Below are 13,948 nucleotides of genomic sequence, written 5' to 3'. Positions count from 1 at the left end.
AGATGGGCTAGGCGATATGTCGCCAGTCGAGCCCTGAATCTTGATCGGCCAGTTGCAGCCAGTCCGGGTCGCACCCAAGGGTGTCGACAAAACATTGCCGGGCCAGCTGCGGCAGGTTGTTCTTGCTGCTCAGATGGGCCAGGACCAGGTGTTGCAGGCCTTGCCAGCCCAACTCGGCCACCAGGAACGCCGCCTGGTGGTTGTTCAAATGTCCGTGTTCCCCACCTACCCGCTGCTTGAGAAAGTAGGGGTAAAACCCACGCGCCAGCATCTCCCGGCAGTGGTTGGACTCGATCATCAATGCATCGAGATCCCGGTAGCTGTCCATGACCCTGTTGCAATACGACCCCAGGTCGGTGAGCAATCCGAAGCGCCGCTCCCCGTCGCTGAAAACATACTGCGTCGGCTCCCGGGCATCGTGGGCCACGCTGACCACGCTGATGTCCAGGGCACCGATACGCAGTTGTTCGCCACCGGCCACGAAACCGGCTGGCTCGATGGGCTTGCGCAGGCCTTCCAGCGTGCCACGACTCAGGTACACCGGCAGATTGTAGCGCCGAGACAGCAAACCCACGCCATGCACGTGGTCGGCATGTTCGTGGGTCACCAATATCGCGCTCAGTTGCGCCGGGTGCACACCCAGGCGCAACAGGCGCTTCTCGGTTTCCCGCAGGGAGAAACCACAATCGACCAGCACGTACGTGCCAGCACTGGCTATCAGCGTGCCGTTCCCCTGGCTACCGCTGCCGAGAACGGCGAAACGCATTGGATCAGCCCAGGTTGTCCTGAATCACGCCCAACACCTTGCGAGCCACATCGGCCGGCGCCACGGTGTTGATGTTCTTCTCGACGGTGACCTGGACGTTGTCGCCGACCTTGCTCAGGCGAACCTGGTAACGCTCGGCGCGGGCTTCGATTTCTTCCTTGTCCGGCTTGCTGCCGAACAGACCACTGAAGAAGCCAGGTTTCTCGTCTTTCTTCTCGGCTTTTTCGGCCAGGTTGATGTAGTACAGGCCCAGGCTGCGGTTAATGTCTTCAACGCGCCATTCGCCCTGCTCCAGCGCACGGCCCACGCTCGACCAGGCACGGTCGAGGTCGGAGCCGACGTTGAGCACCGGGTTGCCGCTGCCGTCTTCGCTCAGGCTGACGCGGCTTGGCGTGTCGTAGTCGCGGGTGGCGAGCATCGACACCGAGCCGCCCTGCTCGGCGGTGCGGCTCATGCTCGCGAGCATGTCGTCCACCAACGCGGCGTCGAGGCCGGTGTTGACCGAACGGTTGGTGAAGGCCACGTCGGCGGTGCTGCCGGCGGGACGCTCGGCGCTGACCACGTAGATTTCACTGGTGTTGCGCTGCACGCCCGGCTCGATCCGCACACGCACGCGGGTTTCGCTGTCGGCTGCGACACCGGCGGCGCTCAGGCGCTTGGCCATGGCGGCGGACAGTTCATCCGAGCGCTGCCAGGTGGTGGTGAACTCGCCCGTTTGTGGGCGCTGTTCGTCCAGGCGGAAACCGTTGTCCTGGAAGAACTGGATTGCCACGGGCCAGACTTCGGCCGGTGGGTGCTGGCCCATGACCCAGCTGGAATCGCCGCTCTTTTGCAGGGTGTAGTCGCTGGCATCGGCCACGGCCGCCAGCGGCTGTGGACGTGGGACAACGTATTCGCCCTTGACGCTGTCGTCGGCGACGTTGCGCGGGATCGGCAGCAGCGGATCCAGGCGCTTGGCGACGCTGACGTCCGGCGGCAATTGCATCGGTGCAGTCTGTTGCGCTTGGAGGTAATCGCTACCACGGTCGCGGAAGTAACCATCCGGTCCCCAGATCCATCCGCAGCCACTGGTGCTGGAGATAATCAAGGCAAGTGCGGAAAGTCCGGCCATTCGCTTCATGCGTTGTACTTCCTCAATTAAACCAGGACGCCGGACTGGCGCATGGCCTGCCGCAGCGTTTCGTGACAAGGGGTGCTCAGCCAGGTCAGTGGCAGGCGGATGCCTTCGTGCATCAGGCCCATTTCGACCAAGGCAAACTTCACCGGGATCGGGTTGGCTTCGACGAACAGGTCCTTGTGCAGCGGCATCAGTTTTTCGTTCAACGCCCGAGCGGTCTCGGCGTCGCCGTTCAGCGCCGCCTCGCACAGGTCGGCCATTTCGCGCGGGGCAACGTTGGCAGTGACGGAGATGTTGCCCTTGCCACCCATCAGGATCAGTTCTACAGCGGTCGGATCATCACCGGACAGCACGAGGAAATCCTTGCCCACGCCATCGAGGATGGCCTTGGCGCGCTTCAGGTCGCCGGTGGCTTCCTTGATGCCGATGATGTTCGGTACGGTGGACAGGCGGATCACGGTCTCGGCCTGCATGTCGCAGGAGGTGCGGCCGGGAACGTTATAGAGGATCTGCGGGATGTCGACGGCTTCGGCAATATGCTTGAAGTGTTGGTACAAGCCTTCCTGGGTCGGCTTGTTGTAGTACGGAACGACCAGCAGGCAGGCATCGGCCCCGGCTGCCTTGGCGTTGCGGGTCAGCTCGACGGCTTCGCGGGTCGAATTGGCGCCCGTGCCGGCGATGACCGGAATACGCCCGGCAACCTGTTTGACCACGGCTTTGATCACGGCGATGTGTTCTTCTACATCAAGGGTTGCCGACTCGCCGGTAGTACCGACTGCGACGATGGCATGGGTGCCGTTCTTGAGATGGAAGTCCACGAGTTTGCTGAGGCTGTCCCAGTCAAGACGCCCTTGTGCATCCATGGGAGTGACCAGTGCCACCATACTGCCCGCAATCATGAAACCGCTCCTGCCGGAAAAAGAGAGCGGTAATGGTACTGGCGCCAAGATGCTTGTACAAGCGAACTCCCATTCCCCTTGGCGATGGTTTTCGCTACCCTTCAGGCTTTGATCGGTACTGATAAGCTCATACGCCGGTTCCTAGCCTCCGTTTTCGTCGCTCCAAGCCCCGATCCTGCGTTTATCCCGGGTGTATTTGTGTTGTCCTGCAACGCATTGCCCCCTCCAGGCACAGGGCTTGAACCGTTCGGTTTCCCAGGCTGTCACCGCGCCGAGCTGAAACGTATCGACCGCTCATCGCTTTAGGAATGCTGCATGTCCACCCCCACAGTCCGCGAACAATTCCTTGTCATCAGTGCCCTTGGCGCCAACCCCATGGAGCTGACTAACGTCCTGTGCCGCGCCAGCCATGAGAATCGCTGCGCCGTCGTGACGTCACGCCTGACCCGTCATGGCGAATGCAGCGCGCTCGTGCTGGAAATCTCCGGCAGTTGGGACGCCCTGGCCCGCCTGGAGGGCAGCCTGCCCTTGCTGGCCAAGAAGCACGCGTTCACCGTCAACGTGGTACGCAGCGCGGCGCTGGAAAATCGTCCCCAGGCCCTGCCCTATGTAGCCTACGTAAGTTCGGCCTATCGCCCGGACATCATCAACGAGCTATGCCAGTTCTTCATGGATCATCACGTCGAGCTGGAGAACCTGACCTGCGACACCTACCAGGCTCCGCAGACCGGCGGCACCATGCTCAACGCCACGTTCACCGTGACACTGCCGGCCGGCACCCAGATCAGTTGGCTGCGCGATCAGTTCCTGGATTTCGCCGACGCGATGAACCTGGATGCCCTGATCGAACCGTGGCGTCCACAAAACCCAATGTAAGGAAGCGTTCATGGCCGTTGCCGTCGACCAGCCGGTTACCGATTTCCAAGCGCCCGCCACCAGCGGGCAGACCGTCAGCCTCGCGGCCCTGAAAGGCAAGCAGGTGGTCATCTACTTCTATCCGAAAGACAGCACCCCCGGCTGCACCACCGAAGGCCAGGGTTTCCGTGATCAATACGCGCAGTTCCAGGCCGCCAACACCGAAGTGTTCGGCGTTTCCCGGGACAGCCTCAAGTCCCACGAGAACTTCAAGTGCAAGCAGGAATTCCCCTTCGAGCTGATCAGCGACAAGGACGAAGCGGTTTGTCAGTTGTTCGACGTGATCAAGCTCAAGAAGCTGTACGGCAAGGAATACCTGGGCGTTGATCGCAGCACATTCCTGATCGACCAGAACGGTGTGCTGCGCCAGGAATGGCGCGGCGTGAAAGTGCCGGGGCATGTGGATGCGGTGTTGGCGGCGGCTCAGGCGCTGAACAAGGCCTGAAGTTTTTCGCTGTCAGCACTGGCCTCTTCGCGAGCAGGCTCGCTCCCACACTGGATTAGTGGCGTTAATCAATCCCCTGTGGGAGCGAGCCTGCTCGCGAAAGGGCCGGCAGCCTCACCCACTTACAGTTCGGCCACTATAGTAACGGCGCCACCACCGGTTCCTTGCTCGGCCACGCATCCAACACCGCCTTGAACAGCGTCGCCAGGGGAATCGCGAAGAACACGCCCCAGAATCCCCACAGCCCGCCAAACAACAGCACCGCACAGATGATCGCCACCGGATGCAGGTTCACCGCCTCGGAAAACAGCAGCGGCACCAGCACGTTGCCGTCCAGCGTCTGGATGATTCCGTAGACCGCCATCAGGTAGATGAACTGATCGCTCCAGCCCCACTGGAACAGCGCAATCAACGCGACCGGCACCGTCACGACCACGGTGCCGACGTAAGGCACCACCACGGAAATACCCACCAACAAGGCCAGCAACGCAGCGTAGTTGAGGCCCAGGGCGACGAAGCCGATGTAAGTCACGCCGCCGCAGATGAAGATTTCGATGACCTTGCCGCGGATGTAATTGGCGATCTGTCGGTTCATTTCCTGGGCGACCCGGGTGATTAACGCCCGTTCGCGCGGCAGATAACCGCGGACCCAGCGCCCGATCATCTCGCGGTCCTTGAGAAAGAAGAACACCAGGATCGGCACCAGCACCAGGTAGATCATGATGTTCACCAGCAGCGGCAAACTGGACAAGGAAAACGTCAGCGCCCACTGGCCGAACTTGCCGATTTCGCCGCGCACCACTTCGATCGTCTGCAGCACCTGTTCATCGGAAACTAGATGGGGATAGCGTTCAGGCAGTAACAGCAGCAGCGATTGCCACTTGGCGAGCATCCCTGGCAACTCGTTGAACAGGGTCACCAACTGATGCCAGAGCAAGGGCACGATCACCACCAGGAACACCACCAGCAGCCCCATGAACAAAGCGAACACCAGCCCCACCGCCAAGGACCCCGGCAGCCGCATACGCTCCAGCGTGGTGACCAGCCCTTGCATCAGGTACGCCAATACCATCCCCGCCAACACGGGTGCGAGCATGCCGCCCAACGTCAGGACGGCGGTAAACCCCAGGAACAGCAGCACGGCCAACACCACTGCTTCTTCATCCGAGAAGTAGCGCTGGATCCAGTCGCGTAACACCTTGAACATTAAAAATCCTTATGGGAGGGCTGCGGGCTTTCAGGCCTTTTTCAACCAGTAACGGTAGACGCCGTTCTCGTCCTCTTCGCGCAGCAGCGTATGACCGGCCAATCGGGCAAAGGTGCGGAAATCACGCTGGGAGCCCGCGTCCGTGGCGGTTACCTTGAGCACGGCGCCGCTGGCAAGGCGATTGAGTTCCAACTTGGCCTTGAGCAACGGCAACGGACAATTCAGGCCGCTGGCGTCCAGTTCGGCATCGTGGGCTACATCATCGGTCATTGCTTCACTCCGCAACAGGTCGTCGAGCCGCCTAGAATATCTGGTCCCGGACACGCTGTCCGGCTACAGTAAGGTCTTTGTCGACTAAGGCTTCGTGCATGACATTTCTGCGCCCCACCCTGCTGACGCTCGCTTGCCTGCTCGCCTCACCGGGCTTCGCCGACGACCTGCCGTCACTTGGCGATGCCAGTTCTGCCATCGTCTCGCCGGAACAGGAACACCAATTGGGCCGCGCCTGGCTGGCCCTGCTGCGTAGCCAGGTCTCGCAACTCAACGACCCGCAGCTCAAGGATTACGTCGAAACCAGCGTCTACAAGCTGGTGGAAACCAGCCAGGTCAATGACCGGCGCCTGGAGTTCATTCTGATCAACAGCCCACAGCTCAACGCCTTCGCCGCACCCGGCGGAATCGTCGGGGTCAACGGCGGCCTGTTCCTCAACGCACAAACCGAAGGCGAATATGCCTCGGTCATGGCCCATGAACTGGCGCACTTGTCGCAGCGCCACTTCGCCCGCGGCGTGGAAGCTCAACAGCGCATGCAAGTGCCGATGATGGCGGCACTGCTGGCTGGCATCGTGGTTGCCGCCGCCGGTGGCGGTGATGCCGGGATTGCTGCCATCGCCGGGACCCAGGCCGCGGCCATTCAGGAACAACGGCGCTTCTCGCGCCAGAACGAGCAGGAAGCCGACCGCATCGGCATCCAGAACCTGGAAAAGGCCGGATACGATCCTCGGTCCATGCCGACCATGTTCGAGCGCCTGATGCGCCAGTACCGGTTTGACGCCCGCCCTCCGGAGTTCCTGCTGACTCACCCGGTTACCGAGTCGCGTATCGCCGACACCCGTAACCGCGCCGAACAGGCCAAGCCGGGGGGCATAGAAGACAGCATGCGCTATCAACTGATTCGCGCGCGGGTCCAGTTGACGTATGAAGAAACCCCGGGGCTGGCCGCCAAGCGCTTCCGCGCGCTGCTCGACGAAAACCCGAAGAACGACGTGGCCCGCTATGGCCTGGCAATTGCCCAGGTCAAGGGCGGCCAGCTGAATGAGGCCCGTGAAAACCTCAAGCCGCTGCTGGCCAAATCACCCAACGAGATCATCTATAACCTGGCCCAGGTGGATCTGGACATCACCAGCAACAAACTGCCAGACGCTCAATCTCGCGTCGACCGCCTGCTGACCCAGTACCCGGGCAATTACCCACTCAACCAGGTCCGTGTCGACCTGCTACTCAAGCAGAATCGTCCCGCCGATGCTGAAAAAGCGTTGGAGACCCTGCTCAAGAGCCGTCCGGACGATCCGGACGTCTGGTACATGGTCGCGGAGACGCGTGGCTTGTCGGGCAACATCATCGGTTTGCACCAGGCCCGCGCCGAGTACTTCGCGTTGGTCGGCGATTATCGTCAAGCCATCCAACAACTGGACTTCGCCAAACGACGTGCGGGAAGCAATTTCCCGTTGTCGTCGCGCATCGATGCCCGGCAGCGGGAGCTCATGGAACAAGAGCGGATGGTCAAGGACATGATGGGTTGAATATCCATCAGGCATAAAAAAACCGCCTCGACATCGAGGCGGTTTTTTTTCAGCTCGGCTTATTCGGCCAGCTTGAAGGTGATGAAGCTTGCACGCCCCTGACGCAGGACACGCATCGACACCGAGCGGTTCTTCGGCAATGCCTTGGCAATGTCGGTGAACTCCTTGGCGGAGCCGATGGCCTGGTTGTTCAGGTGCGTAATGATGTCGCCTGGTTGCAGGCCGATCAGCGCAGCAGGACCGTCCTGCACTTCCTTGATCACCACGCCACCCTGCAGCTCCAGGGTCCGCTTCTGCTCTTCAGTCAGCTCGACCACCGCAACACCGAGGCGATTGCTGCTGCGCTCGACGCCGGACTTGGGCTGAGATTCGAGTTCCTTACCCTCTTCCGGAATCGCGCCGACAGTCAGCTCGACATTCTTGCGCTTGCCTTCGCGGATCACTTCCAGGTTGGCCTTGGCGCCAGCCTTGAGCGCGCCCACCAGATGTGGCAAGTCGGCGGACATGATGATTGGCTGGCCATTGAGGCTGAGGATCACGTCACCCACCTGCAAACCGCCCTTGGCGGCCGGACCACCTTCCTGAATCTGCGCAACCAACGCACCGGCGGGTTTCTCCAGCCCGAACGACTCGGCCAGATCCTTGTTCACTTCCTGGATGACCACACCCAACCAACCGCGGCTGACTTTACCCTCGCTTTTCAGTTGGTTGGATACATCCATGGCGACATCGATCGGAATGGCGAACGAAACGCCCATGAAGCCGCCCGAACGGGTGTAGATCTGGGAGTTGATGCCCACCACTTCACCGTTGAGGTTGAACAACGGCCCACCGGAATTACCCGGGTTGATCGGCACGTCGGTCTGGATGAAAGGCACATAGTTTTCATTCGGCAGACTACGCCCGATGGCACTGACAATACCTTGGGTCACGGTGTGGTCAAAACCGAACGGCGAACCGATGGCGACGACCCATTGACCGGCCTTCAGATCCTGGGACTTGCCTAGCTTGAGCACCGGCAGGTCCTTGCCGTCGATTTTCAACAGCGCCACATCGGAGCGCGGGTCGGTGCCGATCAGCTTGGCCTTCAGCTCGCTGCGATCGGCCAGGCGCACCAGGATCTCATCGGCATCGGCGATCACATGGTTGTTGGTCAGGATGTAGCCATCAGGCGAAATGATGAAGCCCGACCCAAGGGACTGGGCTTCACGCTGGCGACCGCCACCCGGCGAACGCGGTTGCTGCGGCATCCCCCGCTCGAAGAACTCGCGCAACATCGGTGGCAGGCCTTCGAGATCCGGCATCTGCTGGTCCGAGACTCGGCGATCCGGCAACTTCTGTGTGGTACTGATGTTCACGACAGCGGGCGAAGCCTGTTCGACCAATTGTGTGAAGTCCGGTAATTCCACTGCCACGGCAGGAACGGCCTGACCGAGGACCAGCACGGTGGCAACTATGGAAAGATAGGTTTTCAAGCGTGGTATCGACATACGGCTCCCGTTACGACGAGCATGGTTAAGCGATATGGAGCAAGGACTACCGGAGAACGATACGCCGGTATTACTGTTCCGCAAACAGACAAGGCCAGAGCCGAGCGGCTCTGACCTAATAGAAAAAAATTGGTTATTTTGCAAATGAAAATGCTGACAGGAAGTTTCGGCATTTCGATCAAGCCTTGGCGTCATCGGCCTCTTGCGCAATCGAGCCACCTGAGCAAAGTACTATTGGGCTGCCGGGACATCAGAGCGCATGGACAATGCGATCCGTTCCGCCGTACCGATAGGAATCTCGCCCACCACCGTGACCATCATTTCGCCTTGGGGCGTGGTCAGTCTGCGGGATACCGCAGCGGTGGGACCAAGCTGGGTCCGAGTGTCGGTTGCGGTGGCGCCATTCAGCGCTTCCAAGAATACCGAGAAACGAGCGAGCCCGTCGTCATACATGAGGCTATTGACCTGGATCTTGGTATCCGGATCATTGCGTGCCACGCTGCTGGTCAGTTCAAAACCAGGCGGAAGCCAGTCTGAATGCCAGGTAGTCTTCACGGCGGTAGCTTTATTGGAATCCTGAATGACAGCCTTGCACTCGACACTCGCCTGAAGGTCACCTTCCGAAGGCTCAGAGGTATTCAAACGAGTGAACTGGAAGCGTTCGAGTAACTGACCCTTGTCATTAAGCAACAGGGATTGGAGCGGCAACCCGGTCTCTTTGTCCAGATGCAGCTCGAAGCCATAGCGATGCTGGTCTTTAGGGGTCAGGGCGACAATGACAGCCTGACGCCCGGCCACGCGCGACTTGCCAATGACGGCAAGGTCGTACCAATTCTTGAGTTTTTGCGGATCGAGCGTCCGTGCAGTGCCATCAGGCGCGTTTCCCAGCCCGGCGATCAAGGTGCCGCTGACGCATTGAGTATGTCCGTCAATGCGCATGACCTCCTGTGCCGAACCGTCGAGCTGGAGCAACCGCTCGCGGACTTTGCCATCCTGGACGCGATGCCAGATGTTATGGGTAGAAAAACTACCGTTACGCTCGTAAACGAAAGTACCTTGGAAGCTCTGCTGTTGCTCGGCCTGACTCAGACGATTGAGCCAGTCCTGAGCCTCACCGGCATAGGCTGGAGCCACACACCAGCCACCGAGCAGAAGCGAAACGAGAGGTATGGCGCGCATGGTCCTCCTTAACGGTTTTCCAGACTGGCTGCACGAGCATATGGCAGAGCGCTTTCAGTACCTTTCAACGCAGCTTGTTGAGCATGCTGGCGCAGATAGTTGGGCAGACGCTGATCGTGCCAGCCAGGCTGTCCTTGCAGAACCCCGTTGGTCATGGGACCTGCGGCTTCCGAACTTTCGCTGTAACCGGCCAGAACCGCAGGACCTTTGACCTGTGGCGTCGCCAGGCTTGGCTGGTTGGACTGCTGCGCCATTTGCACGCCAGCTATCTCATCCTGGTTGTACAGACGTACACCCGCCAGCACGGCGACGGTGACCGAAGCGGCAACAGCCAGTCGGCCCAGGCTGCGCCATGGTCCGCGGGAGGCTTTCGCCGGTACGGCTTCATCAGCCAGTGCAGCAGAAACCGCCGCAGCGATGTCCAGACGCGGAAGCAGCAGATCCTTGTGCATGACAGCCCGGGCGATCTGGTAACGAGCCCAGGTCTCACGGGTTTCAACATCGTCAAAGGCATTCAATACCCGACGCAATTCCAATTCGTCCGCTTCGTTATCCATCACTGCGGACAGCGATTCCTGCAGGGCTTCACGACTCATGGCGTTCCTCTCTTGGCTGTCGCCGCTGTCTCAGTTTTCCTGCAACAACGGTTGCAGGGCTTTATCGATGGCCTCCCGAGCGCGGAAGATCCGGGAGCGCACGGTACCCACCGGACATTGCATGACGCTCGCAATGTCCTCGTAACTCAGACCGTCGAATTCACGTAAAGTTAAAGCCGTACGCAAATCTTCAGGCAGTTGCTGGATGGTTCGATGGACGGTGCCTTCAATCTCATCCCGCAGCAATGCACGTTCTGGTGATTCGAGATCCTTCAGGCCATGATCGCCATCGTAGAACTCGGCATCCTCGGAACTCACATCGCTATCCGGCGGCCTGCGGCCGCGTGAAACCAGATAGTTTTTCGCCGTGTTAATGGCGATGCGGTAAAGCCACGTGTAAAACGCGCTATCCCCGCGAAAATTTCCAAGTGCGCGGTAGGCCTTGATGAAGGCTTCCTGGGCAACATCCTGGGCTTCATGGGTGTCGTGCACGAAACGCACGATCAACCCGAGAATTTTGTGCTGGTATTTCAGCACTAGCAGATCGAAAGCTCGCTTGTCGCCGCGCTGAACGCGTTCGACCAGCTGCTGATCCTCTTCCTGGGTTAGCATGAACACTCCTCGATGAGCTCGAAGGAGGCTTGCATTACCAATTGACCGGGCTTGCAAACATAGACTCGGGCTTTTCGCAAAAGTTCTCCCCCTTCAAAGCAAGTTTCCGGCGCGCTCTGATCCGGCACGCACGAAAAACGCAGCACGAGATTCCCCGGCCGCGCGAATAATCTGTCGCCGGGCCTGTCGGACGAGGATTCAGATGAATTCCTGCACCAACCCGACGCTGTTCCCTTTTGCAGACAACCGTCTATTGAACGTACGCGCTTGGCAAAAGTTCCCACTATTTATCGCTCTTCAACGCGAAGATTTAGCGACCATGACGAGATAAACAGCGTTCTGTCCTCGAAAAGGTCGCGTTGTCGCACATTCATCGAAACCTTGATCCGACGAAGCGCATCGCTTTCCTGTCACACTGGTTTCACATTGCCATGAACGCCCGGCTATTGTGCCGATCCCCCCCTCTATATACTAGTGGGCTGCGTGGCTGCCTGACCCGTCGAAGCGGTGTCTGGCGCCAACCCCGACCCGGGTCGCTTCAAGCGGAAACCATTCGAATGAGCCAACAGTTCCAACATGATGTTCTGGTAATCGGCAGCGGCGCCGCCGGGTTGAGCCTGGCCTTGACCTTGCCCGCGCACTTGCGCATCGCAGTGCTGAGCAAAGGCGACCTGGCCAACGGTTCGACGTTCTGGGCCCAGGGCGGCGTGGCTGCCGTGCTGGATGATGCAGATACCGTCCAATCCCACGTCGACGACACACTGAATGCGGGCGGCGGGCTGTGCAACCCGGAAGCGGTGCGCTTCACGGTCGAGCACAGTAGGGAGGCCATTCAATGGCTGATCGACCAAGGCGTACCGTTCACTCGGGACGAACAATCCGGCACCGAAGATGGCGGCTTTGAGTTTCACCTGACCCGCGAGGGCGGACACAGTCATCGGCGCATCATCCATGCCGCCGATGCAACCGGTGCGGCCATTTTCAAGACGCTGCTGGCCCAAGCCCGCCAGCGCCCCAACATCGAATTGCTGGAACAGCGAGTCGCGATCGACCTGATCACGGAGAAACGCCTGGGCCTGGAGGGTGATCGCTGCCTGGGCGCCTATGTGCTCAACCGCGGCACGGGAGAAGTCGACACCTACGGTGCGCGCTTCGTGATACTGGCCTCCGGTGGCGCGGCGAAAGTCTATCTCTACACCAGCAACCCCGACGGAGCCTGCGGTGACGGCATCGCCATGGCCTGGCGCTCGGGCTGCCGGGTGGCGAACCTGGAATTCAACCAATTCCACCCTACCTGCCTGTATCACCCGCAGGCCAAGAGTTTTCTGGTGACCGAAGCCCTGCGTGGCGAAGGCGCTCATCTGAAGCTTCCCAACGGGGAGCGCTTCATGCAGCGCTTCGATCCTCGCGCCGAATTGGCGCCCCGGGACATCGTCGCGCGGGCCATTGACCATGAGATGAAGCGCCTGGGTATCGACTGTGTCTATCTGGACATCAGCCATAAACCCGAGGCGTTCATCAAGAGCCATTTCCCGACGGTCTACGAGCGCTGCCTGGAATTCTCCATCGACATTACCAAGCAGCCGATCCCAGTGGTACCGGCGGCGCACTATACCTGTGGCGGGGTGATGGTTGACCAGCATGGGCGCACGGACGTGCCCGGCCTGTACGCCATTGGCGAAACCAGCTTCACCGGCCTGCACGGCGCCAACCGCATGGCCAGCAACTCGTTGCTGGAATGTTTCGTCTACGCGCGCTCGGCGGCGGCCGACATTCTTGAGCAATTACCCCAGATCGCCATCCCGACGGCCCTGCCCTCATGGGACGCCAGTCAGGTCACCGACTCGGACGAAGACGTGATCATCGCTCACAACTGGGACGAACTGCGGCGCTTCATGTGGGACTACGTCGGCATCGTACGCACCAACAAGCGCCTGCAACGGGCGCAGCACCGGGTGCGCCTGCTGCTCGATGAGATCGATGAGTTCTACAGTAACTATAAAGTCAGCCGCGACCTGATTGAACTGCGCAACCTGGCGCAGGTGGCCGAACTGATGATTCGCTCGGCCATGGAGCGCAAGGAAAGCCGGGGCCTGCATTACACGCTCGATTATCCGAACCTGTTGCCCGAGGCGCTGGATACTATCCTGGTACCGCCCACCTACGCCGGCTGAACCGGAGCTGCACCCGCAGGCGCCGATGGACATCCGGCGCCAGCGCGTCGCGAGGCACGCATAACGAGCGGATCCGCCTCTCGCCCTTAAGGCGAAAGCGCAGCACCACGATCATGGGCAATGCGAGGCTGTCAGGTCGCAACTGCACCGGTTGCCAGCCGCCATCGACGCGCCAGAGCTGCCAGCCATCGGCGTCACGACGCAAGCCGCGAAAGGCCAGTCGATGGGTCAGCAGCAAATGTCGCGGTAACACCCAGGCGCCATGGCCCAGGCACAGCATGACGCCAACGGCTGCGAAGCCGGACGGGACAGCCAGGAGCAGCAACGAGCCCAGGGCGAACGCCTGGGCTACGAGGTACGCCGCCAGCAATTGCCCGGAGGCCTGCCAGCGGCATTCGAAGCGATTACTTGGGCTGGACACGATCCAGAATCATCCGGACCATGCGTTGCAGTTCCGGGTCTTCGGATTCACTGCGCTCCATGAACCAGCCGAACATGTCCTGATCCTCGCACTCGAGCAGACGGACGTAGCAGGCACGATCGATCTCGTTAAGGTGGGGGTAGACCTCTTTCACGAACGGCACCAGCAGCACGTCAAGCTCAAGCATGCCGCGGCGGCTATGCCAGTAGAGGCGATTCAGTTCAACATCTTCGACCATGGAGCGCTCCTCAAATAGAGCGCAAGTATACAGGCCCCGCCGTGGCGTGACAGACGGCTTTGGTCGGGCGCCGTCAATCCTTTGTGA

Annotated in this window: 15 protein-coding genes; 4 read left to right on the top strand and 11 right to left on the bottom strand. The window is 60.3% G+C overall.

Translation table 11 applies throughout. The features are described from left to right. Positions 1 to 7: 7 nt before the first annotated feature. The 3 genes from FHK92_RS02565 to dapA are packed head-to-tail and all read right to left on the bottom strand — an operon-like array spanning position 8 to position 2,782. On the bottom strand, positions 8 to 766 hold the full coding sequence (locus FHK92_RS02565) for an MBL fold metallo-hydrolase (protein WP_181286685.1): 759 nt from the start codon (positions 764 to 766) through the stop codon (positions 8 to 10). Positions 767 to 770: 4 nt separating this feature from the next. Continuing rightward, positions 771 to 1,886 (bottom strand): outer membrane protein assembly factor BamC, encoded by a 1,116-nt coding sequence (gene bamC, locus FHK92_RS02560; protein WP_181286684.1) that lies wholly within the window; start codon positions 1,884 to 1,886, stop codon positions 771 to 773. 17 nt (positions 1,887 to 1,903) lie between these two features. After that, positions 1,904 to 2,782 carry a 4-hydroxy-tetrahydrodipicolinate synthase gene (gene dapA / locus FHK92_RS02555; RefSeq protein WP_181286683.1) on the bottom strand — a complete coding sequence of 293 codons (879 nt, stop codon included), beginning with the start codon at positions 2,780 to 2,782 and terminating at the stop codon, positions 1,904 to 1,906. A 315-nt stretch (positions 2,783 to 3,097) separates the two neighbouring features. Here dapA and FHK92_RS02550 point away from each other — a divergent pair, with 315 nt between their 5' ends. Then, positions 3,098 to 3,658 (top strand): glycine cleavage system protein R, encoded by a 561-nt coding sequence (locus FHK92_RS02550; protein ID WP_030141212.1) that lies wholly within the window; start codon positions 3,098 to 3,100, stop codon positions 3,656 to 3,658. Positions 3,659 to 3,668: 10 nt separating this feature from the next. Continuing rightward, positions 3,669 to 4,142 (top strand): peroxiredoxin, encoded by a 474-nt coding sequence (locus FHK92_RS02545; RefSeq protein ID WP_181286682.1) that lies wholly within the window; start codon positions 3,669 to 3,671, stop codon positions 4,140 to 4,142. A 136-nt stretch (positions 4,143 to 4,278) separates the two neighbouring features. On the opposite strand, the gene FHK92_RS02540 is transcribed toward FHK92_RS02545, so the two are convergent. Continuing rightward, a complete protein-coding gene (locus FHK92_RS02540) occupies positions 4,279 to 5,349 on the bottom strand; it encodes an AI-2E family transporter (RefSeq protein WP_181286681.1) in 1,071 nt (356 codons plus the stop codon). Between the two features lie 30 nt (positions 5,350 to 5,379). Continuing rightward, the gene (locus FHK92_RS02535) at positions 5,380 to 5,619 is read right to left on the bottom strand and encodes a sulfurtransferase TusA family protein (protein ID WP_181286680.1); all 240 of its coding nucleotides are present in this window, start codon (positions 5,617 to 5,619) and stop codon (positions 5,380 to 5,382) included. Positions 5,620 to 5,717: 98 nt separating this feature from the next. On the opposite strand from FHK92_RS02535, the gene FHK92_RS02530 reads away from it, so the two are divergent. Continuing rightward, positions 5,718 to 7,151: a M48 family metalloprotease gene (locus tag FHK92_RS02530; RefSeq protein ID WP_181286679.1), complete on the top strand. Its 1,434-nt coding sequence runs from the start codon at positions 5,718 to 5,720 to the stop codon at positions 7,149 to 7,151. A gap of 59 nt (positions 7,152 to 7,210) precedes the next feature. Here FHK92_RS02530 and FHK92_RS02525 read toward each other — a convergent pair whose 3' ends face one another. The 4 genes from FHK92_RS02525 to rpoE all read right to left on the bottom strand — a co-directional run bounded on the left by FHK92_RS02525 (position 7,211) and on the right by rpoE (position 11,028). Then, on the bottom strand, positions 7,211 to 8,641 hold the full coding sequence (locus FHK92_RS02525) for a DegQ family serine endoprotease (RefSeq protein ID WP_181286678.1): 1,431 nt from the start codon (positions 8,639 to 8,641) through the stop codon (positions 7,211 to 7,213). A gap of 231 nt (positions 8,642 to 8,872) precedes the next feature. Further along, positions 8,873 to 9,820, bottom strand: coding sequence for a MucB/RseB C-terminal domain-containing protein (locus FHK92_RS02520; protein WP_181286677.1), 948 nt, complete (start codon positions 9,818 to 9,820; stop codon positions 8,873 to 8,875). Between the two features lie 8 nt (positions 9,821 to 9,828). Beyond that, complete coding sequence (locus FHK92_RS02515) at positions 9,829 to 10,416, bottom strand: sigma-E factor negative regulatory protein (RefSeq protein WP_030138292.1); 588 nt, start codon at positions 10,414 to 10,416, stop codon at positions 9,829 to 9,831. 30 nt (positions 10,417 to 10,446) lie between these two features. After that, complete coding sequence (gene rpoE / locus FHK92_RS02510; RefSeq protein ID WP_003172477.1) at positions 10,447 to 11,028, bottom strand: RNA polymerase sigma factor RpoE; 582 nt, start codon at positions 11,026 to 11,028, stop codon at positions 10,447 to 10,449. Between the two features lie 557 nt (positions 11,029 to 11,585). On the opposite strand from rpoE, the gene nadB reads away from it, so the two are divergent. Beyond that, a complete protein-coding gene (gene nadB / locus FHK92_RS02505; protein WP_181286676.1) occupies positions 11,586 to 13,202 on the top strand; it encodes an L-aspartate oxidase in 1,617 nt (538 codons plus the stop codon). Here the strand turns inward: nadB and FHK92_RS02500 are convergent. Together FHK92_RS02500 and FHK92_RS02495 are read right to left on the bottom strand one after the other, a co-directional pair. After that, positions 13,171 to 13,623: a protein YgfX gene (locus FHK92_RS02500; RefSeq protein ID WP_181286675.1), complete on the bottom strand. Its 453-nt coding sequence runs from the start codon at positions 13,621 to 13,623 to the stop codon at positions 13,171 to 13,173. The genes nadB and FHK92_RS02500 overlap by 32 nt on opposite strands. Next, positions 13,607 to 13,861 carry an FAD assembly factor SdhE gene (locus tag FHK92_RS02495; protein ID WP_181286674.1) on the bottom strand — a complete coding sequence of 85 codons (255 nt, stop codon included), beginning with the start codon at positions 13,859 to 13,861 and terminating at the stop codon, positions 13,607 to 13,609. The genes FHK92_RS02500 and FHK92_RS02495 overlap by 17 nt, the downstream gene beginning before the upstream one ends. Between the last annotated feature and the right edge of the window lie 87 nt (positions 13,862 to 13,948).

It is taken from the genome of Pseudomonas brassicacearum subsp. neoaurantiaca (assembly GCF_013608025.1).
GTDB lineage: Bacteria > Pseudomonadota > Gammaproteobacteria > Pseudomonadales > Pseudomonadaceae > Aquipseudomonas.
This window is presented reverse-complemented; position numbering and strand designations above follow the sequence as displayed.

Bases quoted from the DNA above. Each gene is read 5' to 3' on its own strand.
- FHK92_RS02565 (WP_181286685.1), bottom strand. From the start codon at position 766: ATGCGTTTCGCCGTTCTCGGCAGCGGTAGCCAGGGGAACGGCACGCTG.
- bamC (WP_181286684.1), bottom strand. From the start codon at position 1,886: ATGAAGCGAATGGCCGGACTTTCCGCACTTGCCTTGATTATCTCCAGC.
- dapA (WP_181286683.1), bottom strand. From the start codon at position 2,782: ATGATTGCGGGCAGTATGGTGGCACTGGTCACTCCCATGGATGCACAA.
- FHK92_RS02550 (WP_030141212.1), top strand. From the start codon at position 3,098: ATGTCCACCCCCACAGTCCGCGAACAATTCCTTGTCATCAGTGCCCTT.
- FHK92_RS02545 (WP_181286682.1), top strand. From the start codon at position 3,669: ATGGCCGTTGCCGTCGACCAGCCGGTTACCGATTTCCAAGCGCCCGCC.
- FHK92_RS02540 (WP_181286681.1), bottom strand. From the start codon at position 5,349: ATGTTCAAGGTGTTACGCGACTGGATCCAGCGCTACTTCTCGGATGAA.
- FHK92_RS02535 (WP_181286680.1), bottom strand. From the start codon at position 5,619: ATGACCGATGATGTAGCCCACGATGCCGAACTGGACGCCAGCGGCCTG.
- FHK92_RS02530 (WP_181286679.1), top strand. From the start codon at position 5,718: ATGACATTTCTGCGCCCCACCCTGCTGACGCTCGCTTGCCTGCTCGCC.
- FHK92_RS02525 (WP_181286678.1), bottom strand. From the start codon at position 8,641: ATGTCGATACCACGCTTGAAAACCTATCTTTCCATAGTTGCCACCGTG.
- FHK92_RS02520 (WP_181286677.1), bottom strand. From the start codon at position 9,820: ATGCGCGCCATACCTCTCGTTTCGCTTCTGCTCGGTGGCTGGTGTGTG.
- FHK92_RS02515 (WP_030138292.1), bottom strand. From the start codon at position 10,416: ATGAGTCGTGAAGCCCTGCAGGAATCGCTGTCCGCAGTGATGGATAAC.
- rpoE (WP_003172477.1), bottom strand. From the start codon at position 11,028: ATGCTAACCCAGGAAGAGGATCAGCAGCTGGTCGAACGCGTTCAGCGC.
- nadB (WP_181286676.1), top strand. From the start codon at position 11,586: ATGAGCCAACAGTTCCAACATGATGTTCTGGTAATCGGCAGCGGCGCC.
- FHK92_RS02495 (WP_181286674.1), bottom strand. From the start codon at position 13,861: ATGGTCGAAGATGTTGAACTGAATCGCCTCTACTGGCATAGCCGCCGC.